This window comes from Streptomyces xantholiticus, assembly GCF_014651015.1.
In the GTDB taxonomy this organism is placed as follows: Bacteria; Actinomycetota; Actinomycetes; order Streptomycetales; family Streptomycetaceae; genus Streptomyces; species Streptomyces xantholiticus.
Genome location: NZ_BMWB01000004.1, coordinates 313742 through 338628, shown reverse-complemented (window position 1 = coordinate 338628; position 24887 = coordinate 313742). Strand labels below are relative to the sequence as shown.

At 71.5% G+C, this 24887-nt stretch carries 24 protein-coding genes and 1 pseudogene; 16 read left to right on the top strand and 9 right to left on the bottom strand.

Annotated elements, in window-relative coordinates; all coding sequences use genetic code 11:
- The first annotated feature begins 98 nt into the window (after positions 1-98).
- The 8 genes from IE198_RS10170 to IE198_RS10135 all read left to right on the top strand — a co-directional run bounded on the left by IE198_RS10170 (position 99) and on the right by IE198_RS10135 (position 10171).
- Entirely contained in the window at positions 99-1508 is a 1410-nt protein-coding gene (locus IE198_RS10170; protein WP_189884955.1) for a CitMHS family transporter, read from the top strand.
- A 1-nt stretch (position 1509) separates the two neighbouring features.
- The gene (locus IE198_RS10165; RefSeq protein ID WP_189884953.1) at positions 1510-2778 is read left to right on the top strand and encodes an MFS transporter; all 1269 of its coding nucleotides are present in this window, start codon (positions 1510-1512) and stop codon (positions 2776-2778) included.
- Positions 2779-2893: 115 nt separating this feature from the next.
- The gene (locus tag IE198_RS10160; RefSeq protein ID WP_189884951.1) at positions 2894-3568 is read left to right on the top strand and encodes a hypothetical protein; all 675 of its coding nucleotides are present in this window, start codon (positions 2894-2896) and stop codon (positions 3566-3568) included.
- 73 nt (positions 3569-3641) lie between these two features.
- Entirely contained in the window at positions 3642-4379 is a 738-nt protein-coding gene (locus IE198_RS10155) for a class F sortase (protein ID WP_229833811.1), read from the top strand.
- Between the two features lie 262 nt (positions 4380-4641).
- Complete coding sequence (locus IE198_RS10150) at positions 4642-5973, top strand: ABC transporter ATP-binding protein (RefSeq protein WP_189884945.1); 1332 nt, start codon at positions 4642-4644, stop codon at positions 5971-5973.
- Between the two features lie 141 nt (positions 5974-6114).
- A complete protein-coding gene (locus IE198_RS10145) occupies positions 6115-7509 on the top strand; it encodes an aldehyde dehydrogenase family protein (RefSeq protein ID WP_189884943.1) in 1395 nt (464 codons plus the stop codon).
- A 35-nt stretch (positions 7510-7544) separates the two neighbouring features.
- Positions 7545-8624, top strand: coding sequence for a Zn-dependent alcohol dehydrogenase (locus IE198_RS10140; RefSeq protein WP_189884941.1), 1080 nt, complete (start codon positions 7545-7547; stop codon positions 8622-8624).
- 179 nt (positions 8625-8803) lie between these two features.
- Positions 8804-10171, top strand: coding sequence for an MFS transporter (locus IE198_RS10135; RefSeq protein ID WP_189884940.1), 1368 nt, complete (start codon positions 8804-8806; stop codon positions 10169-10171).
- 91 nt (positions 10172-10262) lie between these two features.
- On the opposite strand, the gene IE198_RS10130 is transcribed toward IE198_RS10135, so the two are convergent.
- Genes IE198_RS10130 through IE198_RS10120 form a run of 3 tightly spaced genes read right to left on the bottom strand, consistent with a single transcriptional unit; the run spans position 10263 to position 12646 of the window.
- On the bottom strand, positions 10263-11213 hold the full coding sequence (locus IE198_RS10130) for a DMT family transporter (protein ID WP_189884938.1): 951 nt from the start codon (positions 11211-11213) through the stop codon (positions 10263-10265).
- A 32-nt stretch (positions 11214-11245) separates the two neighbouring features.
- Positions 11246-11944 carry an ArsR/SmtB family transcription factor gene (locus IE198_RS10125; protein WP_189884936.1) on the bottom strand — a complete coding sequence of 233 codons (699 nt, stop codon included), beginning with the start codon at positions 11942-11944 and terminating at the stop codon, positions 11246-11248.
- A 15-nt stretch (positions 11945-11959) separates the two neighbouring features.
- Positions 11960-12646, bottom strand: coding sequence for a TetR/AcrR family transcriptional regulator (locus IE198_RS10120; protein ID WP_189884934.1), 687 nt, complete (start codon positions 12644-12646; stop codon positions 11960-11962).
- Between the two features lie 65 nt (positions 12647-12711).
- On the opposite strand from IE198_RS10120, the gene IE198_RS10115 reads away from it, so the two are divergent.
- The 3 genes from IE198_RS10115 to IE198_RS10105 all read left to right on the top strand — a co-directional run bounded on the left by IE198_RS10115 (position 12712) and on the right by IE198_RS10105 (position 14942).
- Positions 12712-13863 carry an acyl-CoA dehydrogenase family protein gene (locus IE198_RS10115; protein WP_189884931.1) on the top strand — a complete coding sequence of 384 codons (1152 nt, stop codon included), beginning with the start codon at positions 12712-12714 and terminating at the stop codon, positions 13861-13863.
- 83 nt (positions 13864-13946) lie between these two features.
- Positions 13947-14234, top strand: coding sequence for a YiaA/YiaB family inner membrane protein (locus tag IE198_RS10110; RefSeq protein ID WP_100106388.1), 288 nt, complete (start codon positions 13947-13949; stop codon positions 14232-14234).
- A gap of 69 nt (positions 14235-14303) precedes the next feature.
- The gene (locus IE198_RS10105; RefSeq protein WP_189884929.1) at positions 14304-14942 is read left to right on the top strand and encodes a TetR/AcrR family transcriptional regulator; all 639 of its coding nucleotides are present in this window, start codon (positions 14304-14306) and stop codon (positions 14940-14942) included.
- Here the strand turns inward: IE198_RS10105 and IE198_RS10100 are convergent.
- Positions 14930-15391, bottom strand: a complete 462-nt coding sequence (locus IE198_RS10100) for a MaoC family dehydratase (protein ID WP_189884927.1) — start codon at positions 15389-15391, stop codon at positions 14930-14932. The two genes, IE198_RS10105 and IE198_RS10100, sit on opposite strands and share 13 nt — an antisense overlap.
- A gap of 105 nt (positions 15392-15496) precedes the next feature.
- On the opposite strand from IE198_RS10100, the gene soxR reads away from it, so the two are divergent.
- Positions 15497-15976, top strand: coding sequence for a redox-sensitive transcriptional activator SoxR (soxR, locus tag IE198_RS10095; protein WP_189884925.1), 480 nt, complete (start codon positions 15497-15499; stop codon positions 15974-15976).
- Between the two features lie 89 nt (positions 15977-16065).
- Here soxR and IE198_RS10090 read toward each other — a convergent pair whose 3' ends face one another.
- A complete protein-coding gene (locus IE198_RS10090) occupies positions 16066-17139 on the bottom strand; it encodes an RNA ligase (ATP) (RefSeq protein WP_189884923.1) in 1074 nt (357 codons plus the stop codon).
- Positions 17140-17283: 144 nt separating this feature from the next.
- On the opposite strand from IE198_RS10090, the gene IE198_RS10085 reads away from it, so the two are divergent.
- Positions 17284-18030: a hypothetical protein gene (locus IE198_RS10085; RefSeq protein ID WP_189884920.1), complete on the top strand. Its 747-nt coding sequence runs from the start codon at positions 17284-17286 to the stop codon at positions 18028-18030.
- 59 nt (positions 18031-18089) lie between these two features.
- On the opposite strand, the gene IE198_RS10080 is transcribed toward IE198_RS10085, so the two are convergent.
- The 3 genes from IE198_RS10080 to IE198_RS10070 form a co-directional block, all read right to left on the bottom strand.
- On the bottom strand, positions 18090-18701 hold the full coding sequence (locus IE198_RS10080) for a hypothetical protein (RefSeq protein ID WP_189884918.1): 612 nt from the start codon (positions 18699-18701) through the stop codon (positions 18090-18092).
- Positions 18702-18802: 101 nt separating this feature from the next.
- The gene (locus tag IE198_RS10075; RefSeq protein WP_189884916.1) at positions 18803-20089 is read right to left on the bottom strand and encodes a serine-threonine protein kinase; all 1287 of its coding nucleotides are present in this window, start codon (positions 20087-20089) and stop codon (positions 18803-18805) included.
- 101 nt (positions 20090-20190) lie between these two features.
- Positions 20191-21429 carry an exo-beta-N-acetylmuramidase NamZ family protein gene (locus IE198_RS10070; protein WP_189884913.1) on the bottom strand — a complete coding sequence of 413 codons (1239 nt, stop codon included), beginning with the start codon at positions 21427-21429 and terminating at the stop codon, positions 20191-20193.
- Between the two features lie 169 nt (positions 21430-21598).
- Between IE198_RS10070 and IE198_RS10065 the strand changes: the two genes are divergently transcribed.
- Genes IE198_RS10065 through IE198_RS10055 form a run of 3 tightly spaced genes read left to right on the top strand, consistent with a single transcriptional unit; the run spans position 21599 to position 24656 of the window.
- Positions 21599-22363, top strand: a complete 765-nt coding sequence (locus IE198_RS10065) for an SDR family oxidoreductase (RefSeq protein WP_189884911.1) — start codon at positions 21599-21601, stop codon at positions 22361-22363.
- Positions 22360-24012 carry an AMP-binding protein gene (locus tag IE198_RS10060; RefSeq protein WP_189884910.1) on the top strand — a complete coding sequence of 551 codons (1653 nt, stop codon included), beginning with the start codon at positions 22360-22362 and terminating at the stop codon, positions 24010-24012. The genes IE198_RS10065 and IE198_RS10060 overlap by 4 nt, the downstream gene beginning before the upstream one ends.
- Before the next feature lie 50 nt (positions 24013-24062).
- The gene (locus IE198_RS10055; RefSeq protein WP_189884908.1) at positions 24063-24656 is read left to right on the top strand and encodes a TetR/AcrR family transcriptional regulator; all 594 of its coding nucleotides are present in this window, start codon (positions 24063-24065) and stop codon (positions 24654-24656) included.
- Positions 24657-24662: 6 nt separating this feature from the next.
- On the opposite strand, the pseudogene IE198_RS35080 reads toward IE198_RS10055, so the two are convergent.
- Positions 24663-24887: pseudogene (locus IE198_RS35080) on the bottom strand (hypothetical protein); the annotation flags it as partial.

Here is a 24887-nt window from a genome sequence, read left to right as displayed (position 1 = left end):
CTTGTTAACAGCAGATGGGGACACCTAACGTCGTCCGGACCACAACCCGGTGGCCGCTTCTGCCGGTGGCCGTTCAAGGATGAACGTTAGGTGTCCCCATGCTGACAATCCTCGGCTTCGCCATGATCGCGACCTTCCTGGTCCTGATCATGATGAAGAAGATGTCGCCGATCGCGGCGCTGGTTCTCATCCCCGCACTCTTCTGTGTCGCCGTCGGGCAGGGCGCGCAGCTGGGGGACTACGTCATCGAGGGCGTGGGCAATCTCGCGCCCACCGCGGCGATGCTGATGTTCGCCATCGTCTACTTCGGCGTGATGATCGACGTCGGTCTCTTCGACCCGATCGTGCGGGGCATCCTGCGCTTCTGCAAGGCCGATCCGCTGCGCATCGTGGTCGGTACGGCGCTGCTCGCCGCGATCGTCTCGCTCGACGGCGACGGCTCCACCACCTTCATGATCACCGTCTCGGCGATGTATCCGCTCTACAAGCGCCTGAAGATGAGCCTGGTCGTGCTGACCGGCATCGCGGCCACGGCGAACGGCATCATGAACACCCTGCCGTGGGGTGGCCCCACCGCCCGTGCGGCCACCGCGCTCAAGCTGGACGCCGGCGACATCTTCGTTCCGATGATCCCCGCGCTGGGCGTCGGGCTCCTGTTCGTCCTCGTCCTCGCCTATGTGCTGGGGCGGCGCGAGCGCACCCGCCTCGGCCACCTCACCCTTCACGAGGCGCTTCAGCCGCAGACCGAGACGGTGCTCGTCAAGGCCGGCGGCGAGGGCGCGGCGACCGGCGGTGCGGGCGCGGCGACCGGCGGTGCGGGCACCGGCACCGGCGCGGATGCCGAAGCCCCGCACCATGACGGCGCCTTCCAGGGCCTGGACCCCCGGCGTGAGACCCTGCGCCCCAAGCTGTACTGGTTCAACGCCGGTCTCACGCTCACCCTGCTCACCGCCATGATCATGGAACTGCTGCCGATCCCGGTGCTCTTCCTGCTCGGCGCGGCCCTCGCCCTGACCGTCAACTTCCCGAAGATGGCCGATCAGAAGGCCCGTATCGCGGCCCACGCCGACAACGTCCTGAACGTCTCCGGCATGGTCTTCGCCGCCGCCGTCTTCACCGGCGTCCTCACCGGCACCGGCATGGTCGAGCACATGGCCGACTGGCTCGTCGGCGCCATCCCCGAGGCCATGGGCCCGCACATGGCGATCGTCACGGGCCTGCTGAGCCTCCCGCTCACCTACTTCATGTCGAACGACGGCTTCTACTTCGGTGTCCTGCCCGTCCTCGCCGAAGCCGGCGCCGCGCACGGAGTCTCACCGCTGGAGATCGCCCGCGCCTCGCTCGTCGGCCAGCCCCTGCACATGTCCAGCCCGCTCGTCCCCGCGGTCTACGTCCTCGTGGGCATGGCCAAGGTCGAATTCGGCGACCACACCCGGTTCACCGTCAAGTGGGCCGCCCTCACCTGCCTCGTGGTCCTCGGCGCCGGGATCCTCTTCGGCATCATCTGACATGGGCCGACTGTGGCTGCTGCGTCTCGTCATCGCCTTCGGCTTCGCGCAGGGGGCGGTGTCGATGGCGCGTCCGGCCGTCTCGTACCGGGCGCTCTCGCTCGGTGCGGACGAGTGGGCGATCGGTGTGATCGCCGGTGTGTACGCGCTGCTCCCGCTGTTCGCCGCCGTACCGCTGGGCCGCAGGACCGACCGCGGCCGGTGCGCGCCACTGCTGCCGGTCGGCGTCGTACTGATCGCCGGCGGTTGTGCGTTTTGCGGACTGGCGGGCTCGCTCGCCGCGATGGCGGCGTGGAGCGGCGTGATGGGTCTCGGCCATCTGTGCTTCGTCATAGGCGCACAGTCGATCGTGGCCCGGCAGTCCGCCCCGGCCGAACAGGACCGGAACTTCGGGCACTTCACCATCGGTGCCTCGCTCGGTCAGCTGGCCGGGCCGGTGGCCGCGGGTGCGCTGATCGGTGACGACATGGCCCGTACGAGCGCGCTGGCGCTCGTCGTCTCTGCCGGTGTCGCGGCGGTCTCCCTGACCTCGTCGTGGCGTATCGAGCGCCCGGTGGATGGAGTCGGTGCACAGGAGGGCGAGCGGGCGGCGAAGGTGCCCGTGCACCGCATCCTGCGCACCCGAGGCGTACCGGCGGGGATCTGCATCAGCCTCGCCGTGCTCTCGGCCACCGACATCCTCACCGCGTACCTGCCGGTGGTCGGCGAGCACCGCGGTATCGAACCCGTCGTCGTGGGGGCTCTGCTGAGCCTGCGGGCCGCCGCCACCATCGCGTGCCGGCTGGTGATGACGCCGCTGATCCGTCTGCTCGGCCGTACGGTGCTTCTCACCGTGACGTGCCTGCTCGGAGGTGTGCTGTGCGCGGGCATCGCCCTGCCGGTGCCGCTGTGGGCGCTCGCGCCGATGCTGGCGGCGCTCGGCTTCTGCCTGGGCGTCGGGCAGCCGCTGTCCATGACGACGGTGGTGCAGGCGGCCCCGGTACAGGCGCGGTCGACGGCGCTCGCCCTTCGGCTGACCGGCAACCGCCTCGGCCAGGTGGCCGCACCGGCCTGTGCCGGACTGATTGCCGGCGTCGCCGGTACGGCGGCGCCGTTCGTGATGCTGGGCGCGTTGCTGTTCGCTTCGGGTGCGATTGCCGCGCGTACGGGCAGACCCGGACATGAACCCGCAGGTGGCGGACGCCCGGGTGGGACCGCGGAGGACGGCGGACCGCAGCGTGCGAACGGGGCGGAGTCGCCCGGTCGGCATACACGTCGTGTCCCCTGGTAGGGGCATTTCTGACGGCTTCTCAGCGTTTCAGCTCTGTTTCCTGCCGAATCCGTGACATTTAGTCAGGCGATCGCGTGATCAGTATGACAATCGCATCGGCTTGAAGGAGCCTCGCATGAGCAGGACCGCAACTCTCCGTCCCCGCCGTGTCCGCACGGGGGCTGCCGCTCTCGCCGCTCTGGCCTGTGCCGGAGTGACGCTGGCGGGCGCGCCGGCGGCGTTCGCCCAGCCCGGTGACAGTGGCGACCTCAAGATCCACAACGCCGGTGTCCCGCACTGGGACACGCGGGACGACCTCAAGGGTGTCTGCAAGTTCAGCCTCAGCGCGTTCAACTTCGAAAGCCTGGAGCTGCTCGAGTGGACCATCACTCCGCAGCCGCCGTCGGCCTCCGGGCCCACACTGAACGACACCATCGCGCTCATCGCCGGCCGCGGCCACACCGAGGAGTACGCGCTCCCCGACGGCGACTACCTGCTCACGTGGGAGGTCCCGGGCAACACCGAGCCCAAGCAGAAGGTCTTCACCGTCGACTGCGACAAGTACGGCAACAAGCAGGGAGCCAAGGGGCCGGAGGGCAAGCCCCAGGACAACGGCACGGACTGGTCCGAGGACTCGCCGCACGGCGCCGTGCCCGCAGGCGGTGGCGGTATGGCAGGCGGCGGCGGTGGGAGCGGCGCGGAGAAGGGCTCCTCCACAGGCCTGACCACCGCGGTCGTCACGGGCGCCGCCGGAGTGGCCGGGCTGGTCCTCGTCCGACGGGCCCGCCGCCGCGCCCATGGCGCCGCGTAACATCCGCAGCCGTCGCCGCCGGCGCGGACCAAGCCGCGCCTGCCGACTGACCGTCACGCTCAGCGTGACGGCCATGCTGGTCACCGGCCTCGTCCGGGGGTGCGAGGACCCGTCCCCGGACGCGTCGCCGGCCACCGTCGCGGCCGATGCGGCGGCGGACGACGCCAAGGCCGGGAGGGCGGCAGAGGGCAGCGCGGCAGGCCCCCGCGGGTCGAACGTCATCGACCTGCCGCCGCTCACCGTCCGCTCCGCGGCCCCGGCGCCCACGCCGGCGACCGGGACGCCGGCTTCCGAGCCGGCACCGGCGGCGCAGCAGGCCGGGGCGCAGCGCGGGGCGGTGCTCGCCCTGCCGCCCTCGCCGGCGAAGAAGCTGGCGATCCCGGCCATCACCGTCGAGTCGCCGGTGATGGGACTCGGTCTCGACGGCCACGGCCGGCTCACCGCGCCTCCTGTGAACAACCCGCGCATCGTCGGCTGGTACCGCAACGGTCCGGCCCCCGGTGAGCGGGGCACCGCTCTGGTGGTCGGTCACCGCGACACCAGGACCGGCCCCGCCATCTTCCTCAACCTCAACGCACTGAAACCGGGCGACAAGGTCGACGTCGTACGCGCGGACCGGCGGACGGCCGTGTTCACCGTCGACAAGGTGCGCACCTACAAGAAGGAGGACTTCCCCGACGCCGAGGTGTACGGCCACACCGGCCGGCCCGAACTGCGCCTGCTGACCTGCGGCGGCAGCTTCGACAAGAAGACCGGATACGCCGCCAATGTCGTCGTCTTCGCGCATCTCACGGACGTCCGACAGGTGTGACCACCGCGTGGCACGCGGGGCCGGCCGGTACGGCGCGGCGGCCCCGCGGCCGGACGCCGGGCGGTGGGAGCACAGTGGCGGAGCGCCGGGCCGTGAGGCGTGCGGCACCGTCTCTTTCCGGCCGCTCGCCGGAACCCGTCTCGAATGGTGGACACATGCGTAACAAGCGCACTTTCCGCCGTGCGCAATCCATTCCCTGACGGGACACGGTGGGTTAGCTTCTGGCGACGCAGCTGCCCCTTCTCATCCCGGGCGGGACCCTATGACTCGCGCCATCGCTCTGCACAATGTCAGCAAGAGATACGGCCGTGCTCCCCGCGCCGTCGACCGCTTCTCCCTCGGTGTCGCACCGGGGGAGTTCCTTGTGCTGCTGGGGCCCTCCGGCTGCGGCAAGTCGACGGTGCTGCGGATGATCGCCGGTCTCGAGGACATCACGGAGGGCGAACTGCTGCTGGACGGCGAGTACGCCAACGACCTCCCGCCGCGTGAGCGCGACATGGCCATGGTCTTCCAGAACTTCGCGCTCTACCCCACCATGACCAACCGGGAGAACATCGGCTTCCCGCTGAAGCTGGAGAACCCGAGGGCCGACCGCAATCCCCGCGTCGAGGCCACCGCCAGAATGCTCGGCATCGAGGACCTCCTCGATCGTTTCCCCGCACAGCTCTCCGGCGGCGAACGCCAGCGCGTGGCGATGGGGCGGGCCATCTCGAGGCGGCCCTCCGTCTTCCTGATGGACGAGCCGCTCTCCAATCTCGATGCCAAGCTGCGCAACCATCTGCGCGCCGAAATCGCCCGGCTGACCGCCGAGTTGGGCGTCACCACGATCTATGTCACGCACGACCAGGCGGAGGCGATGTCGCTCGGCGACCGGGTCGCCGTGATGCGGGGCGGCGTGCTGCAGCAGGTCAGCACCCCGCGCGAGACCTACGCCCTGCCGGCGAACGTCTTCGTCGCCGCGTTCATCGGCACCCCCCGGATCAATCTGCTGCAGGCCGTCGTCCATGCGCCGCTCGACGGCAGGATGTCCATCGACCTGGGCGGGCAACGGCTGCCGTTGCCGGAGCCCCTCAGCCCCGACCACCAACTCCTCCGCATCCAGCAGGGACGGCAGATCATCGTGGGCCTGCGCTCGGAGGCCGCCCGGGTCGCGCCGCCCAGCCAGGCCCGCCCGGGCGAGGTCGCGCTGACCGGGATCGTCGAACACACGGAGTACCAGGGGCACGAGACGCTGGTCCACTTCAACACCGGCTCCAGGCCTGCCGTGGTCGCCGATCTGGAATCCCCCCGTCCGCAGGCGACGCTGCGGCGGCGAAGGAGTACCGGCCCCGGGGTGCTGACCCGGCTGAAGGACCGCGCGATCGCCCAGGTCGCCGGGCCGGTGGCGGTGCTCGACGAGCCGGACCCCGCCCCCGTCCGCGAGCGGCAGACGGCCGACCCGAGCGACCTCGTCGTCCGCACCGGCCCCGACCTCAGCTTGCGCACCGGTGCCCAGGTGCCGCTCCTCGTCGACCTCGCCCACCTCTACGTCTTCGACCACCAGGGCCGCCGGATCTGCCCCGCCCCCATGGACCTGCCGGGGCTCGACGCCTGATACCGCGGCGAGGGCGGCCCGGTGGTCAGCGCCCGGTGCGTGCTGAAACAGTGGCCGTCGGCACGCCGGATGCCTCTGGCGCCGTAAAACTAACGGCGCTAGTTTGGGGCGCGGACCCTACCCCAGGCGTGGAGGAGAGCGATGAAGGCCCACGACGGCATGTACATCGGCGGCCAGTGGCAGCCGGCCGCGGCACCGGACACGATCGCGGTCGTCAACCCTGCGGACGAGCAGGTCATCGGCCATGTCCCGGCCGGCACGGCGGAGGACGTCGACGCCGCCGTGCACGCGGCCCGCGCCGCGTTCCCCGCCTGGGCGGCGACGCCGCCCGCCGAGCGGGCCCAGCGGCTCGCGGCACTCCGCGACGAGCTCGGACGGCGGACGGAGGAGATCGCCGAGACGGTCACCGCCGAGCTCGGAGCACCACCCGCCCTGGCTCTGGCGGTCCACGCGAGTCTGCCCGTCAAGGTCGCCGGCTCCTACGCGGAGCTCGCCGGCTCCTACTCCTTCGAGGAGAAGCTCGGCAACTCCACCGTACTGATGGAGCCCGTCGGCGTCGTCGGCGCGATCACCCCGTGGAACTACCCCCTGCACCAGATCGTCGCCAAGGTCGCACCCGCGCTGGCAGCCGGCTGCACCGTCGTGCTCAAGCCAGCGGAGGACACCCCGCTGACCGCGCAGCTCTTCGCCGAGGCGGTCCATGCCGCGGGCGTCCCGGCGGGCGTGTTCAATCTCGTCACCGGCCTCGGGACGGTCGCCGGCCAGGCGCTCGCCGAGCACGAAGGCGTCGACCTGGTGTCCTTCACCGGCTCCACCGCCGTCGGCAGGCAGATCGGCGCCACCGCGGGAGGCGCGATCAAGCGGGTGGCGCTCGAACTCGGCGGCAAGTCCGCCAGTGTGATCCTGCCGAGCGCCGACCTCGCGAAGGCGGTGAACGCCGGTGTCGCCAACGTGATGTCCAACTCGGGCCAGACCTGCAGCGCATGGACCCGGATGCTCGTGCACCGCGACCGGTACGACGAGGCCGTCGCACTCGCCGCGGCCGCCGTCGCCAAGTACGTACCCGGCGACCGGGTGGGCCCGCTCGTCAACGCCAAGCAGCGGGAACGAGTCCGGGGCTACATCGCGAAGGGCGTCGCCGAGGGAGCCCGGCTCGTTGCCGGCGGCCCCGAAGCGCCGCTGGAGACGGGCTACTACGTCAGCCCGACCGTCTTCGCCGACGTCACCCCCGGCATGACCATCGCCCAGGAGGAGATCTTCGGCCCGGTCCTCTCCATCCTGAGGTACGAGGACGAGGACGATGCCCTCGCCATCGCCAACGGCACCGTCTACGGGCTCGCCGGCGCGGTGTGGGCGGGCGACGACGCCGAAGCCGTGGCCTTCGCCCGCCGGATGGACACCGGCCAGGTCGACATCAACGGCGGGCGGTTCAACCCGCTGGCGCCGTTCGGCGGTTACAAGCAGTCCGGCGTCGGCCGCGAGCTCGGGCCGCACGGCCTCGCCGAGTATCTCCAGACCAAGTCCCTCCAGTTCTGACAGCTCCGACAGCTCTGAGCGGTAAGGAAACCATCGTGGTCCGTGCAGCCGTCCTGCCCGCCGTCGGATCTCCCCTGGAGATCACGGAGATCTCCCTGCCGGAGCCCGGCCCCGGCCAGGTCCGTGTCAGGCTCGCCGCCGCCGGGGTGTGCCACTCCGACCTGTCCCTGTCCAACGGCACCATGCGGGTGCCCGTTCCCGCCGTGCTCGGTCACGAGGGCGCCGGCACGGTCGTCTCCGTCGGCGAGGGCGTCACCCATGTCGCCCCCGGCGACGGAGTCGTCCTCAACTGGGCGCCCTCCTGCGGGGCCTGCCACGCCTGCACGATCGGCGAGGTGTGGCTGTGCGCCGACGCGCTGACCGGTGCGGGCCGCGTGCACGCCGTCGCGGCGGACGGCACCGAGCTCCATCCCGGACTGAACGTCGCCGCGTTCGCCGAGGAGACGGTCGTCGCCGCGAACTGCGTCCTGCCCGTGCCCGACGGTGTCCCGCTCACCGACGCCGCGCTGCTCGGCTGCGCCGTCCTCACCGGTTACGGCGCCGTCCACAACGCGGCGCGCGTGCGGGAGGGCGAGTCCGTCGTGGTCCTCGGCGTCGGAGGGGTCGGCCTCGCGACCCTCCAGTCGGCCCGGATCGCGGGCGCGGGGCCCGTCATCGCCGTCGACGTCTCCCCGGAGAAGGAGGAACTCGCCCGCCGGGCGGGCGCCACCGAGTACGTCGTCGCCTCCGACACCACGGCGAGGGAGATCCGGGCGCTCACCGGCAAGCGGGGCGCGGATGTGGCCATCGAGTGCGTCGGCCGCGCCGCGACCATCCGCACCGCGTGGGACTCCACCCGCCGCGGCGGCCGCACGGTGGTCGTCGGCATCGGCGGCAAGGACCAGCAGGTCACCTTCAACGCGCTGGAACTCTTCCACTGGGGCCGCACGCTCTCCGGCTGCGTCTACGGCAACTCCGACCCGGCCGCGGACCTCCCGCTCCTCGCGGACCACATCCGCGCGGGCCGGCTGGACCTGAGCGCGCTCGTCACGGAACAGATCGCGCTGGACGGCATTCCGGCGGCGTTCGACAACATGCTGGCGGGGAAGGGCGCGCGGGCGCTCATCGTGTTCTGACGCCCCCGGTCACGGAGCCCCGGCACGCGCCGCCGCCGGGGTTTCTCGTGCTGCCCGCGGGCCGGGGGACGCCTGCGCCGGGTCACGGAAATCGTCACCGTGCATCCGGTTGACTCCATACCCACCGGTCGGTATGTTCCCCGCACTCCTCGTCCCCGCACCCAGTGGAGTGTGCACGCATGGACACCCCCGTTCCCAACCCCGTCCCGACCACCGCTCCGGCCGATCCCCATCGGCGCCGCGTCGCCACAGCTGCCGCGCTCGCCTCTGCCGTCGAGTGGTACGACTACTTCGTCTTCGGCATCGCAGCCGCCCTCGTCCTCGGCGACCTGTACTTCCCCGCCGGCAGCTCCTCCGCCGGCGTACTGGCCGCCTTCGCCACCTTCGCCGTCGGCTTCCTCGCCCGCCCCGTCGGCGGCGTCATCGCCGGGCAGCTCGGCGACAAGCGCGGCCGCAAGCCGATGCTGGTCCTCGCGCTGACGCTGATGGGCGTCGCGACGGCCGGGATCGGGCTACTGCCCACGTACGAGACCATCGGCATCGCCGCGCCGATCCTTCTCGTACTGCTCCGCGTCGTGCAGGGCATCGCCGTCGGCGCCCAGTGGGGCGGGGCGATGCTCATGGCCACGGAGTACGCCCCCGAGGGCAAGCGCGGCCTGTACGGCAGCCTCGTCCAGCTCGGCGTCCCCATCGGCGTGGTGACGGCCAACACCGTCTTCCTCGTCGCCGGTTCCGTCACCAGCGAGAGCACCTTCGCCGCCTGGGGCTGGCGCGTCCCGTTCTTCGTCGGATTCCTCGTTCTCGGTCTCGCCTGGTACATCCACACCAAGGTCGAGGAGACGCCCGCGTTCCGCGAGGCCGAACGCGCGCTCGCCGAGCAGGAGAAGGGCGAGAGCGCGGCCCGTTCCCCGCTGCGCACGATCCTGCGCAACCACCTCGGCACCGTGTTCCTCGCGGGCGGTTCGTTCGCCGTCAACACGGCCACCTTCTACATCATCATCACCGGGGTGCTGGACTACGCGACCCGTGAGCTGGACATGAAGCGCAGTGCCGTGCTGGCGGTGTCCCTGTGCGTGAGCCTCACCCAGCTCGTGCTCATACCCGCCGCGGCGGCCCTGTCCGACCGCATCGGGCGGCTGCGGATCTACGCCGCGGGCGCGATCGGCCTGCTGGTCTGGGCGGTGCCGATGTTCCTGCTGATCGACACCGCCTCGCTGCTCTGGCTCGGCGTCGGTACCTTCGTCACCAGCTGCTTCCTGAGCATCATGTACGGGCCGCAGGCCGCGCTGTTCGCCGAGCTGTTCACCGCGGAGATGCGCTACACCGGCGCGTCCCTCGGCTATCAGATCGCGGCCGTCTTCGGTGGTGGCCTCGCGCCGTTCATGATGGTCCTGCTGCTGGAGGCCACCGGCACGTCGATGGCCGTGTCCGCCTACATCATCGGGCTCGCCGTGATCGCCCTGGTGTCGATCAGGATTCTGGCCACCCGCGCCGCACGGAACGCCCCCGCACCGGGGGCCGTCCCCGCGGCGGCCTCCGCCGAGTGAGGCGGGCTTCCCGGCCGCGGCGCCCCGTCGCGGCCGGGAAGCGCACCTGCCGACGCCCGCTGCGGGTCGGCACTCGGCCGGCCGCGGGCACTCAGTGCGAAGGTGACCGGCGTTCCGCACCGGCCGGCGTCGGCGCTTGCCCGGCACCGGCCGCAGAGGCCGCACGGGAGCGCGACCGCGACACCGCCACGCCCGCCAGGCACAAGGCGCCGCCCGCGAGGGTGAGCCGGCCGGGAACCTCGTCCAGGGCCAGCCAGGACATCAGGACCACCAGCGCCGGGACGGCGTACGTGGTCGCGCCCATGCGGCCGGCCGTCGTACGCGCCAGCGCGTACGCCCACGTCGTGAACGCGAGCGCGGTCGGGAACACCCCCAGGTACACCATGTTCAGCGTCGCCGAGAGCGGGGCGTCAAAGGCCTCGGTCACCAGTTGCCCGGCGAACGGCAGGCACACGACCGCGCCCACCAGGCAGCCGAAGGTGGTCACCTGGAGCGCGCTCGCATGGACCAGCGCCGGCTTCTGCGCGACCACCCCGCCTGCGTACCCCACCGCCGCCAGCAGGCACAACAGCACTCCCAGCGCGGACGATCCGCCGTCGCCCGACATGGACAGGCCCACGACCACCGCGCCCGCGAAGGAGACCGCCATGCCTGCCACCAGCCGGGGCGGCAGGCCCTCGCCCAGCAGCCGCGCGCCGAGCAGGGCGATCAGCACCGGTCCGATGTTCACGACCATGGCCGCCGTGCCCGCGTCGACCTGCTGCTCGCCCCAGTTGAGCACCACCATGTAGAGGCCGAACCAGAGCAGCCCCGACACGGCGATCCCGGGCCAGGCGGCGCGCGGCGGCAGACCTTCGCGCCGTACCAGCAGGACGCAGCCGAGGGCCAGCGCCCCGGCGAGCAGCCGGCCGAGGGCGAGCGCGCCGGGGGAGTAGACGTCACCGGCGCTGCGGATGGACACGAAGGCGGAGGCCCACAGGACGACGGTGACGGCGGCGGCCACGAGGGCGGGCCATCGCGCGTGGCGGCTGGAGTTCGTCATGGGGTGACCGTACGGCCGGGAGGCTTCGGCGCTCACCGCAATGTCCCGGGCTCGATGCCGAGGAGGGTGCTCAGCGCGCGCTCACCCTCCAAGGTGACCTTCACGGCCCGTTCGGAGCCGATCCGCACGCACCACCCCGCCTCCAACGCGTGTCCGCACAGCCGGGCGCCGGCGACACCGGCGAGATGGGGCAGGCGCTCGGTCCAGTCGAGGCAGCCGCGCGCCAGCGGCCGGCGGCCGGCGTGCTCCAGCGGAATCGCCAGTTCGCCGAACCAGGCCCTGCCCCGCTCGGTGAGGGCGAACCCGGACGTCTGGCTGATCAGTCCCCGGTCGGTCATGGCCCGGGTGATCGTGATGCCGAGCCGGCCGGCGAGATGGTCGTAGCAGGTGCGTCCGCGTGCCATGGCGTTCGCGGCGGTGGACTCGCGCAGGCTCCGCGGGGACGGGAGGGGGCACGGCGCGGCGTACGCGGCGAGCTCCTCGACCAGATGTGCCACCCGGTCGTCGGCGAGCCGCACATAACGGTGCCGCCCCTGCCGCTCCTCGGCGAGGAGCCCGCCCGCGACGAGCTTGCCGAGGTGCTCGCTCGCGGTGGACGGGGCGACCCGGCCGTGGCGTGCCAGCTCCCCGGCGGTCCACGCCCGCCCGTCGAGCAGCGCCAGGGCGAAGGCGGCACGGGTCTCGTCGGCGAGCAGTGCGGCGAAGGCGGCGAGGTCCCGGGAGGAGGTCATGCCTCCCAGGATGCGTCAGGCACTCTTCGGTGGGCGCCGAAGGGTGCCCTGCGCGGCCGCGTCCTGCGCGACGGTCTCGTACTGCATCGCCAGCCCGTCCAGCAGCGCCCGCAGCCCCGTCTCGAACGCGCCCTCGTCGACCTGCTCCTGCCGGTCGGCGAGCAGATGGGCCTGGCCCAGGTGAGGGTAGTCGGCCGGGTCGTACGCCGATGCGTCGTCGACGAAGCCGCGGGCGAACGAGCCGAGCGCCGAGCCGGTGATGAAGTAGCGCATCAGCGCGCCGATGGACGTTGCCTGCGCGGGCGGCCAGCCGGCGCGGACCATCGCGCCGAAGACGGCGTCGGCGACCTTGAGGCCGGCCGGGCGGCGGCCCGGGCCGCGGGCGAGGACCGGGACGGTGTGGGGGTGGGCGCTCAGGGCGGCGCGGTAGGAGACGGCCCAGTCGTGCAGCGCGGTACGCCAGTCGCGGCCGTCGTCCTCGTCGAACATCGACAGGTCGACACGGGCGCTGACCGCGTCGGCGACGGCGTCGAGGATCTCGTCCTTGTTGCGGAAGTGGTTGTAGAGCGACGGGCCGCTGACGCCGAGTTCGGCGGCGAGCCGGCGCGTGGAGACCGCGTCGAGCCCCTCGGCGTCCACGAGTGCGCTCGCCGTCTCGATGATGCGGTCTCTGCTGAGGAGGGGCTTGCGCGGTCGGGCCATGCGGCACATAGTAGGGCCTGCACAAAAGAAACTAGCAGTGATAGTTAAATGTGGGGTGACCGCGCATGAATCTGGAGCTTGGTGAGGAGCGGACTGCCGTCCGGCAGCTGGCGAAGGACTTCGTCGACCGCGAGATCTCCCCGCACGTGGTCGAGTGGGACCGCGCCGAGGACGTCGACCGGGGCATCGTCCAAAAGCTCGGCGCGCTCGGATTCCTCGGGCTCACCATTGAGGAGGAGTACGGCGGCTGCGGCGGTGACCACCTCTCGTACTGCCTCGTCACCGAGGAGCTGGGCCGTGGCGACTCCTCGGTCCGCGGCATCGTCTCGGTGTCGCTGGGACTGGTCAGCAAGACGATCGCCGCGTACGGCACCGAGGACCAGAAGCTCCACTGGCTGCCCCGGCTCACCGCGGGGGAGGCGCTCGGCTGTTTCGGCCTCACCGAGCCCGGCACCGGATCCGACGCGGGCAGTCTCACCACCCGGGCCGTCCGCGACGGCGGCGACTGGGTGATCAACGGCTCCAAGATGTTCATCACCAACGGCACTTGGGCCGATGTGGTGCTGCTGTTCGCCAGGACCGACGACGCCCCCGGACACAAGGGCGTCTCCGCCTTCCTCGTCCCCACCGACACTCCCGGTCTGACCCGCCGGACCATCCACGGCAAGCTCGGCCTGCGCGGCCAGGCCACGGCCGAGCTGGTGCTCGAGGACGTCCGGGTGCCGGAGTCCGCCCTGCTCGGCCCCGAGGGCAAGGGCTTCTCCATCGCCATGTCCGCCCTCGCCAAGGGCCGGATGTCGGTCGCGGCGGGCTGCGTCGGCATCGCGCAGGCGGCCCTCGATGCCGCGGTGGGCTACGCGAAGGAGCGCGAGCAGTTCGGCAGGTCCATCGCCCACTACCAGCTGGTCCAGGAGCTGCTCAGCGACATCGCCGTCGACGTGGACGCCGCCCGGTTGCTGACCTGGCGGGTCGCCGATCTGATCGACCGCGGCCAGGACTTCGCCACCGCCGCCTCCAAGGCGAAGCTGTTCGCCTCCGAGGCCGCCGTACGCGCCGCCAACAACGCCCTCCAGGTCTTCGGCGGCTACGGCTACATCGACGAGTACCCCGTCGGCAAGCTGCTGCGCGACGCCCGTGTGATGACCCTCTACGAGGGCACCAGCCAGATCCAGAAGCTGATCATCGGCCGGGCGCTGACCGGGGTCTCCGCGTTCTGAGGCGCGCCGCCCGGGCAGGCTGAGTAGCCGTTCTGAGTACCAGCGCCCATGTGGGCCCGGCGACACGCCGCGAAGCTGACCGCATGAGTGAGACACCGGTCAAGCAGCAGAACACGGCGGCGTACTACGGTCAGGCCGTCGCATCCTTCGGAATCGCTCTCGGGGCCGTCGCCGTCGGGATCTTCAACATGGAGACAGACGCCTGGGTGCGCGCCTTCCTCGGCATCGCGGTCCTCTATCTCACGACCTCCGCCTTCACCCTGGCCAAGGTGGTCAGGGACCGGCAGGAGGCCGGTCAGATCGTGAGCCGAGTGGATCAGGCCAGACTGGAGAAGCTGCTCGCGGAGCATGATCCGTTCCAGAAGCTCTGATCAAGCTCTAAGCGCTTGCTCACCTTCGGGGTATGGTGTTCGCCTGGCCACGAAAGGGGCGAACGAGCGATGAGCGCGGCGGACGAGACGGCGGAGCGGGCGGCCGGCGATGAGCAGCCGTGGGACGAGGTCACCCCTGAAGCGGCCAAGAAACTGCTCGTCGCCGCCGTGGAGGCCTTCGCCGAGCGCGGCTATCACGCCACCACCACCCGCGACATCGCCGGCCGCGCCGGCATGAGCCCGGCCGCGCTCTACATCCACTACAAGACGAAGGAAGAGCTGCTCCACCGGATCAGCCGGATCGGCCACGACAAGGCCCTCGAGATCCTCAACGCCGCCTACGACGGCGTGGGCACACCCACCGAGCGGCTCGCCGACGCCGTGCGCTCCTTCGTCCGCTGGCACGCCGGCCGGTACACCACCGCCCGCGTCGTCCAGTACGAACTCGACGCGCTGAGCGACACCCATCGCACCGAGATCCTCGGATTGCGCAGACAGAGCGACGCCGTGGTGCGCCGCATCCTCAACGAAGGCGTGGAGGCGGGCGAGTTCGACGTGCCGGACGTGCCCGGCACCACGGTCGCCGTGCTGTCGCTCTGCATCGACGTGGCGCGCTGGTTCAACACGCAGGGCCGCCGGACGCCCGACGAGGTCGGCGCTCTCTACGCCGACCTCGTCCTGCGCATGGTGAGTGCTCAGAAGAAGTAGCGGGACACCGACTCCGCCACGCACACCGGCTTGTCGCCGCCCTCGCGCTCGATCGTGACGAGGGCGGTCACCTGCACGCCGCCGCCCGCCTCCGTCACGTCCTGCACCACCGCCGTGGCGCGCAGCCGCGATCCCACGGGCACGGGGGCGGGGAATCGGACCTTGTTGCTGCCGTAGTTGATGCCCATCTTCATGCCCTCGACCCGCAGCACCTGGGGTACCAGGGCGGGCAGCAGGGACAGCGTCAGATAGCCGTGGGCGATCGTCGTGCCGAAGGGGCCGCTCGCGGCACGCTCGGGGTCCACATGGATCCACTGGTGGTCGCCCGTGGCGTCCGCGAAGAGGTCGATCCGCTTCTGGTCGACCTCCAGCCAGTCGCTGTGTCCCAGTTGCTCGCCGACACCGGCGCGCAGCTCCTCGGGGGAGGTGAAGATCCTCGGCTCAGCCATGTCCCTGGTCCCTGCCTCTCAAGCGTTCGTCATGCTTTCTAAGCGCTTGCTCAGCATGGTGGGCGAGCTTCGTCCTGTCAACGACGGACCAGTAGGCTCCGAGGAGTGCCACAGATTCCAGAGAAGATCCACGAGCTCACGGTCGGCCAGCTCTCCGCCCGCAGCGGCGCCGCCGTGTCGGCCCTGCACTTCTACGAGTCCAAGGGCCTCATCAGCAGCCGCCGCACCAGCGGTAACCAGCGTCGCTACGGCAGGGACGCGCTGCGCCGGGTCGCCTTCGTCCGCGCCGCCCAACGCGTCGGGATCCCCCTCGCCACCATCAGGCAGGCCCTCGCGGAGCTCCCGGAGGAACGGACGCCCGACCGGGGCGACTGGGCCCGGCTCTCCGAGGCCTGGCGCGGTGAGCTCGACGAGCGCATCAAGCAGCTCGGCCGGCTCCGCGACCATCTGACGGACTGCATCGGCTGCGGCTGCCTCTCCTTGGAGACCTGTGTGCTGTCCAACCCGGACGACGTCTTCGGCGACCGGCTGACCGGCTCCCGCCTGCTGCCGGAGCGGCGGCGCGCCAAGGACGACGGGGCCTGAGGCGGAGCGGCGGCGCGCCAAGGACGACGGGCCTCACACGGCCGAAGGCGGGCCCGCACCCCCGTGACGGGCCCGCCTCGTTGCTCGCGCTACTCGAACTCCGTACCGCCCTTGCGGGTCAGATACGCCGGGCTGACCACCTTGGCGATCGCCCTGCCCCCGGTGACGGGGCTGTACCGCTCCACCGCCGGACGGACGACCACGCCCTCCCGCAGATGCAGCCGCCGGCCCGAAACGGTCTCGCGGCCGCTCGCCAGCTCCAGCACCTGGTCCGCATCGTAAGGACCCGCGAACAGGCGGGGCACCACCGGCAGTTCCCCGTGGAGCACGGCCGCCGGGTCCAGCCAGCGGACCTGGCCGTCGATCTCCGCCGAGATGTCGAAGACGGCATAGCCCAGCCCGTTCTCCGCCCGCGCGTTCTTGCCGTAGCCGAGGTCCTGGACGCCGGCGCCGTACACCTCGGCGAACACGCCCACCCGGCTCGCACCGAGCCGCTCGGCGAGGCGCGCCACGATCTTGGGCACACCGTGCCCGAGCACCGCGCGCCAGTAGAGGTTCGCCGGATCCTCCTTGATGGCCAGCCCCTTGGCTCCGAATCCCTTGGACGAGACCTGCACCCGTCCGCCGTCCGCCGTGCTGTAGGTCATGAGGCACGCGGTGCCGTGCAGCTTCTCGGTGAGTACGACCGGCTCGCCGGGCTCGAAGATGTCCGGGTACCGCTGCAGGTTCTCGATGTCCACCCACGGCAGCAGGTCCGGCGCCGCCTCGACCTCGCCGTTCATCCGCGGCGGGATCGGCGGCGCCCACTTGGTGATCGAGAGCCGGTCCGCGAAGTCCGTGCCGTCCGCCGCCGCGCGCACCAGGTCCACGTCCGCGAGCGCCCGCGGGCGGCACACGATCCCCTGCGACAGTTCCCCCCGCAGCCGAACGGCCTTGACCCGGTTGGCGTCACCGCCCGCGAGCCGGCCGGTCAACCCCAGCTCCTCGACGAGCGCCGCCGGGAGCACGGCCTGCTCGGGGATGTAGAGCGCGGCATCGCCGGTGCGGTAGACGCCCTTGGCGACGACGGCCCGGTACAGGCCCACCTGGGCCAGCTCCAGCGCATCGGCGTTCGGGTGCTGGTGCACGGTCAGTACTTCGGCGGTGACGCGCAGCGTCGACATGTCAGGGCTCCTCGGTGGTGGTTCGCATCGCCGCCAACTGTCGCACTGCGGATCCCGCTGGCCCACCGGTTTTCGCTACTGGTAGCGTCGCGCTCTTCGGCGGGCGGGAGCCGCGACCGGAGTAGGCGACGGGACGTGGCGCACATGGCCTCACCAGCACTCGACGCGGCGGTCGAGCACATCCGGACGGTCTTCGCCGGTATGACCAGCCCCGGGGAGACGGGCTGCGGAATGTGCCATCTGCCGGAGGAAACGGCGCTGTTGAGCACGCCTGGAGCGCAACTGCCCGACGACGTCCTGCGGATGTTCGCCCACGAAGTGCCGAGCCACTTCGACGACCACCAGGCCGCCATGCGCCGGATCCTGCCGCAGCTCGCCGAGCAACTCGCCGACGGCAGGTTCGCCGACCTCGACGCCTACGACCTGACCGGACTCGGACGCTCCGGCTGGCAGAGCTGGCCCGCCGAACAGGCCGGCGCCGTGGCGGACTTCCTGCACGCCTGGTGGACCCACACCCTCAACACGCAGGACGAACCGTGGGACGCGATGACCGTGTTCCAGGCCTGTGTGACCGCGAGCAGCACCGTCACGCCGTATCTCGCCCGATGGGCCGAGCAGCCGGTCGGCGGCAGGGCGGACGCCTGTCTCGAGCTGTTCGTCGAGTGGTGGATCGACGAACTCCTCGACGACAGCACGAACGTCGTCCCCTGGTGGTGCGACCACACGCGCGACGAGCCGCTGCCCGAACTGCAGGCGTGGATCCTCGAACACGCACCGGCCCGGCTCCGTGCCCGGGACGCCGACCCGGTGCTGCTGTTCAAGGTCGGCCTGCTGGCGCTCCCTCACGAGCAGCGCTTCACCGAGGAGACCTGGTCCCGCGCGCCCGCGTGACCCTCCGGGTTCCGGCCTCCAGGGCCGGAACCGGGCCCGGCCGACGGCCGGGCCCCGTATCACGCCACCGACGCGAGCTCGCGCTGTGCCGCCCGCCGCGCGGCCGTGATGGCTTCCGGAGCCAGAACCGGCTGCGGCACGACGATGCCGCAGCCGGTGCAGACCGGACCGGACCACGGCTCGTGCCCCAGGTCCTGGCGCCACACGATGTGCGTCTGGCCGCACACCGGGCACGCTGCCCCCGGCTCCGCCTCGAGCGCGCCGATCAGCCTGCGCAGCACCTCGCCGAGCGGCGCGGACGGGTGCTCCGCCGGTGTGTCACAGCGGGCCACGCCGTTGCCGCCCCAGGTCCTGCGGTGCCAGTCGTCGATGTGTCCGGGCCGCCGCAGCCCGTGGTGCTTCTCCCGTTTGCGACGGTCCGCGAAGTTGTCCTCGTAGGCGAGCCAGACGGCCCGCGCGTCTTCCAGCTCCTCGAGCGCGGCCACCAGCCGCGCCGGATCGGGAGCCCTGTCCTCCGGATCGATACGGTGCCTGACGCACAGGTGGTCCCAGGTGGCTCGGTGCCCATAAGGGGCGAACCGTTCCAGGCACTTGCGCAGGGAATAGCGCCGCAGCGCCAGATCACACCGCGGGTCGCGCACCTGTCTCGCGAGACTCCGGAAACCTGCCATCGTAACGACACCTCCGTCGCTGGTACATCGGCGTTGAGGAATGGACGTAGGAGTGCCCGTTTCGGCTCCATCGAAAAGGGATCGGTGTCGCTTCGGCCGGATCACGACCCTGTCGCGGCGTCCGTGAAACGGCCCGCCGTCAGCACCACCCGGGCCAGTTCCTCATGGCAGATGTCGCCGTGCGCACCCGTCGGCGGCCACCCGTGGCGCACCACGGCGGAGACGTCGACATTGACGCAGCCGGCTGCGGGCAGCCCACTGCGCAGTGCCTCATCCAGCGTCAGGCGTGGCGTGTCCGCGACGGCCCGGATCCCGTCATGCCCCATCGCCCACCACCGCTGGTCGGCCCCGGCGGCGGCGGCCGTGTCGCCGGCGAGACTCGACGCCAGCGGGTAGAACACCCCGAGCGCGGTGTCGTGCCGCGAATGGCAGGCCACCACGGGCCCCTCGACCCGGTGCTGCAGGGCGCCGAGCGCCCCGCAGCGGTGCGGGGCGTGAGGGAGACCGGTGGCGAACGCGTAGTGCGAGAAGGCCGCTTGGAGCAGCGTCACCGACTTCACGTTCCGCGCGCCCTCCGGCAGCCCTCGCAGCGCGAACGCCACCAGCCGCGCGCCGTGGCTGTGACCGACGAGATGGACGCGTACGTGGGGTGCGGACCGCGACAGCCGACCCAGCAGCGGGCCGAGGCCCAGCTCGCCGACGGTGCCGGCCCGCCGCTTCATCGCGTAGTACGTCGTCTGCCGCAGCAGTTCCCTCGCACCCCGCCAGGCCGTGCCCGGCCCGCCGTCCGGCGCCTTTGCGCCGAGGGCCGCCGCCAGCCGTCCGCAGAGCGTGAGCGGGTCCTCGTACAGGACGGCCGGCGGGCTCTGTTCGTCCCGCGGCAGATCCTCCGCGAACGCCGCTTCCAGCCCGCCCGGCGGCACCGCCGTCAGCTGCCGGGCCAGCAACCCGAACTCGGCGAACGCCGCCCGGGAGCCGGGCTGTTCGTCGAGGAGCCACGCCAGCTTGTCCACCGTCGCCCCGTGCCCGGGGAAGAGGCAGGAGAGCAGGTCCCGCGTCGTCTTGTCCAGCCCCCGGCCCGTCGGCGCCGAGGCGTCCTCGGCCCGCTCGGCGCCGGGGAACGGCTCGTCGGGGAACCGCATCGAGGGCCACAGCACGCCGGCGTAGGCGGCGCGCGTGCCGGGTGCGCCCGCCAGCAGCTTCGGGAAGGGCGCGAAGAACGCCGAGTGCAGCCGGCGGCCGGTGGCGGGGGAGTTGTTCCAGCCATGTGCGAACACGACGAGGTCCGTGACGTCGAGACCGGCGAGCAGGTTGTAGGGACCGCCGCCCGGATCGCCGTCCGCGTCGAAGCAGATCTCCCGGTACGGCCGCATGCCCGTCCCCGCCATGGCCCGCCCCTCCCCTTGCGTTGCGCTGCCGACCCAGCATCCTGCGCAAGAGGAGAAACGGCCATACCTCGTACCGTGCACCGCGCCCGGCGTGCCCCGCGTCAGTAGCGGAGGTACTGCTTCCGTACGGTGCTGAACGCGGCCAGTTCGTCGTGCCAGGCGCCGACGACCTCGTCGGTGTCCGCGCCCGCGTCGATCAGGGTGCGCACCTTGGTGGAGCCCGTCAGCTTGTCGATCCAGTTGTCGGAGCGCCAGGCGAAGCCGCTCCAGGTGCGTTTCGCCGTCACCAGGAGGCCGATGCCCGTGCGGACCGGGTCGCAGGACGCGCGGTCGTGGACGTGCAGCTGGACGCCGCCGACCGTCTTCCCCTGGAACTTGGAGAACGTGGGCGTGAAATACGCCTCACGGAAGCGGATGCCGGGCAGGCCGAGCGTGTTCGCGGCCTCCGCCCAGGCCGGGCCGACGCCCTCGGCACCCAGCAGTTCGAAGGGGCGGGTGGTGCCGCGGCCCTCGGAGAGGTTCGTGCCCTCGAACAGACAGGTGCCCAAGTAGACCAGCGCGGTCTCCGGCGTGGGCATGTTGGGGCTCGGTGGCACCCAGGGCAGGCCCGTCTCGTCGAAGAAGTCGCTCCGCCGCCAGCCCTTCATCCGCACGATCTCGAGTTCGACGGGGCGGGTGAGGAACTCGCCGTTGAACAGCAGCGCCAGCTCGGCGACCGTCATTCCGTGCGCCTGTGAGATGGGCTCACGGCCCACGAAGGTGGAGAACGCCTTGTCGAGCACCGGTCCGAGGGCGGTTCTGCCGGTCACCGGGTTCGGCCGGTCGAGGACGACGAAGCGCTTGCCGGCGAGGGCCGCCGACTGCATGCAGTCGAACAGCGTCCAGATGTACGTGTAGAAGCGGGCGCCCGCGTCCTGGATGTCGAAGACGACCGTGTCGACGCCGGAGGCCGTGAAGATGTCGGCGAGCGGCTGCCCGCTCTTGAGATACGTGTCGTAGACGGGCAGTCCGGTCGCCGGGTCGTCGTAGCGGCCCTCGGAGCCGCCGGCCTGTGCGGTGCCGCGGAAACCGTGCTCGGGGCCGAAGACCGCGACGAGGTCCACGCGGTCGTCGGCGTGCATCACGTCCACGATGTGGCGGACCTCACGGGTGATGCCCGTCGGGTTGGTGACCACTCCGACCCGCTGCCCGGACAGTGCTGCGTACCCGTCGGCGGCCAGGCGTTCGAATCCGGTGCGGACCCGGCCGTGGCCCGAGTGGGCCGCGGCGGGCGAGCCGGTGGCGGCCAGCGCCCCCAGCGCGCCGCCCACGACCAGCAAACCCCGTCTGGACAGGCTCATAGAGCTACCTCCGTGAACACCGTGTGTCATGACCACTGCACGCTAGCGCTCATGTCGGCCCCGGGGAACGATCCCGGCACGTGGTTGTGTCTCTCCTCTTCCGCAGCGACATACCGACTGGTTAGTCTGCCGGGGACCGGTGTACGAGAGCCAGGAAGAGGCTGAGCCGATGAGTACGGTGCAGGGCGCTGGAGTCGTCGTCACGGGCGCGGGCGGCGGTATCGGAGCCGCGCTGGCCCGACGGTTCGCCGCCGAAGGCGCCCGGGTGGTCGTCAACGACATCGACGCGGGCAAGGCCAAGACCGTCGCCGACGAGATCGGCGCCACCGCCGTACCGGGCGACGCCTCGCAGATCGTGGACGAGGCCCGCGACGCCCTCGACGGCGTCGTCGACGTCTACTGCGCCAACGCCGGACTGAGCTCCGGCGGCGACGCCTTCGCCGACGAGGACGTATGGGCCGCCGCCTGGGACGTCAACGTCATGGCGCACGTGCGGGCGAGCCGGGCGCTGCTGCCCGACTGGCTCGAGCGCGGCAGCGGCCGCTTCGTCTCCACCGTCTCCGCCGCCGGCCTCCTCACCATGATCGGCGCCGCGCCCTACAGCGTCACCAAGCACGGCGCGCTCGCCTACGCCGAGTGGCTCTCCCTCACCTACCGGCACCGCGGCCTCAAGGTCCACGCCATCTGCCCCCAGGGCGTGCGCACCGACATGCTGACCGCGAGCGGCACGGCGGGCGAACTGGTCCTCACACCCACCGCGATCGAGCCTGAGGACGTGGCCGCCTCCCTCTTCGAGGCCATGACGGAGGACCGCTTCCTCGTCCTTCCGCATCCCGAGGTCGCCGAGTACTACGCGGCCCGCGCGACGCAGAACGAGCGCTGGCTGGCCGGCATGAACCACATCCAGCAGAAGTGGGAGGAGACCGGCCGATGAGCTCGATCTACGCGGCCAAACCCTGGCTCTCCCAGCTCAGCGAAGCGCAGCGGGCGCCGATCGACCCGCACCCGACCGTCGTGCACTCCTTCCGTGCCGCCGTCGCCCGCGCCCCCGAACACACCGCTCTCGCCTACTTCGACGGCCGGCTGAGCTACCGCGAGACCGACGAACTGTCCGACGCGGTGGCCGGCCACCTCGCCGCCCGCGGTGTCTCGCGCGGCGACCGCGTCGCGATCATGCTGCAGAACACCCCGCACTTCGTGATCGCCCTCCTCGGAGCGTGGAAGGCCGGGGCCACCGTCGTCCCGCTCAACCCGATGTACAAGTCGGGCGAGGTCGCGCACGTCCTCGCGGATGCCGAGGTGACCGCGCTGATCTGCTCCGACCGGGCATGGGAGGCGTACCTGCGCGACTGCGCCGCCGCCTCGCCCGTACGGATCGCCCTCACCGCCTGCGAACTCGACCTGCAGACCCGGGGCGACGAGAGGGTCCTCGGCTTCGAGCGCAGCGCGCCCGCCGCCGACGCCGACGACCTGCTCGCCGTCGCCCGCCGCGGCCTGCCCGCCCCGACCGGACGCGAACCCGCCGCGGGCGACGTGGCGTTGATCAGCTACACGTCCGGTACCAGCGGCACCCCCAAGGGCGCCATGAACCTGCACGGCGGCATCACCTACAACGCCGAACGCCAGCGCACCGGCCACCCGGTGCCCGAAGGCGCCTGCTACTTCGTGCTCGCGCCGCTGTTCCACATCACCGGCATGGTCTGCCAGCTCGCCGTCTGCCTTGCCAACGCGGGCACCCTGGCGCTCGCGTACCGCTTCGATGCCGGTGTCGTCCTCGACGCGTTCCTGGAACACCGCCCCGCGTACACCGTCGGCCCCTCCACGGCCTTCATGGCGCTCGCCGCCCACCCTGCCGCCACCCGGGAGCACTTCAGCTCCTTCGCTGTGATCTCCTCCGGCGGCGCGCCGGTGCCGCCGGCACTGGTCGAGAAGTTCCGGGCCGGCTTCGGGCCGTACATCCGCAATGGCTACGGCCTCACCGAATGCACCGCACCCTGCGCCTCCGTGCCCCCGGAGAAGGAGGCCCCCGTCGACCCGGCCTCCGGCACCCTCTCCGTCGGGATACCCGGCCCGGACACGATCGTCCGGATCGTCGACGAGGACGGTCAGGACGTGCCCTTCGGTGAACAGGGCGAGATCGCGATCCGCGGCCCGCATGTGGTGCCCGGCTACTGGCGGCTGCCCGAGGCCACCGCTCAAGCCTTCCCCGACGGTGAACTGCGCACCGGTGACATCGGCTTCATGGACGCCGACGGATGGCTCTACGTCGTCGACCGCAAGAAGGACATGATCAACGCCTCCGGGTTCAAGGTCTGGCCGCGCGAGGTCGAGGACGTGCTCTACACCCACCCCGCCGTCCGCGAGGCGGCCGTCGTCGGCATCCCGGACTCCTACCGCGGCGAGAGCGTGAAGGCCTTCGTCAGCCTGCGTCCCGGGGCCCTCGTCGACCCCGCGGAGATCTCCACGTACTGCGCCGAGCGGCTGGCCGCCTACAAGTACCCCCGTGAAGTCGAGGTACTGCCGGAGCTCCCGAAGACGACAAGTGGGAAGATCCTCAGGCGGGAACTGCGTTCCCCGGCGTAACAGGCATCGGGCAACGGCAACGAAGAACAGAAAGAAAGGCGGTTGCGGCAATGGCCAGGACGACGGACGGGGACGGCACCCCCGTGCCGCAGAGGCTGCTGGCCGCTGCCACCCGGCTCTTCGCCGAGCGCGGCTACGACCGCACCTCGGTGCAGGAGATCGTGGAGGCGGCCGGCGTCACCAAGGGCGCGCTGTACCACTACTTCGGCTCCAAGGAGGACCTCCTCCACGAGGTCTACGCCCGCGTGCTGCGGGTCCAGCAGCAGCGGCTCGACGCCTACGCGGACGCCGAAGAACCCGTCGCGACGCGGCTGCGCGGCGCGGCGGCGGACGTCGTCGTCACCACCATCGACAACCTCGACGACGCCGACATCTTCTTCCGCTCCATGCACCACCTGAGCCCCGAGAAGCACAAGCAGGTGCGCGCCGAACGCCGCCGCTACCACGAGCGCTTCCGCGCGCTGGTGGAGGAGGGACAGCAGAGCGGCGTCTTCTCCTCCGCCACACCCGCCGACCTCGTCGTCGACTACCACTTCGGCTCGATCCACCACCTGTCCACCTGGTACCGCCCCGACGGCCCGCTCACCAAGCAGCAGGTCGCCGACCACCTCGCCGACATGCTGCTCAGGGCGCTGCGGCCGTAGCACCCGTCAGGTGGTCGAGCAGCTCCGCGGCCGCGGGCTTCCGCAGGCGCGGTGATGCTCTACCACCTGCCTGCCCTGTTCCGGCTGCCGGATCGTCACACACGGCAGCCCGGCGTCCTCGCCGATCCGGCGTGGCGCGATCCCGACGCCGATCCCGGCCCTCACCAGGTCCACCAGCAGCCTGATCGGTGTGACGCCGCGGGTGATGCGCCGGCAGGGGCCGCGGGGGGG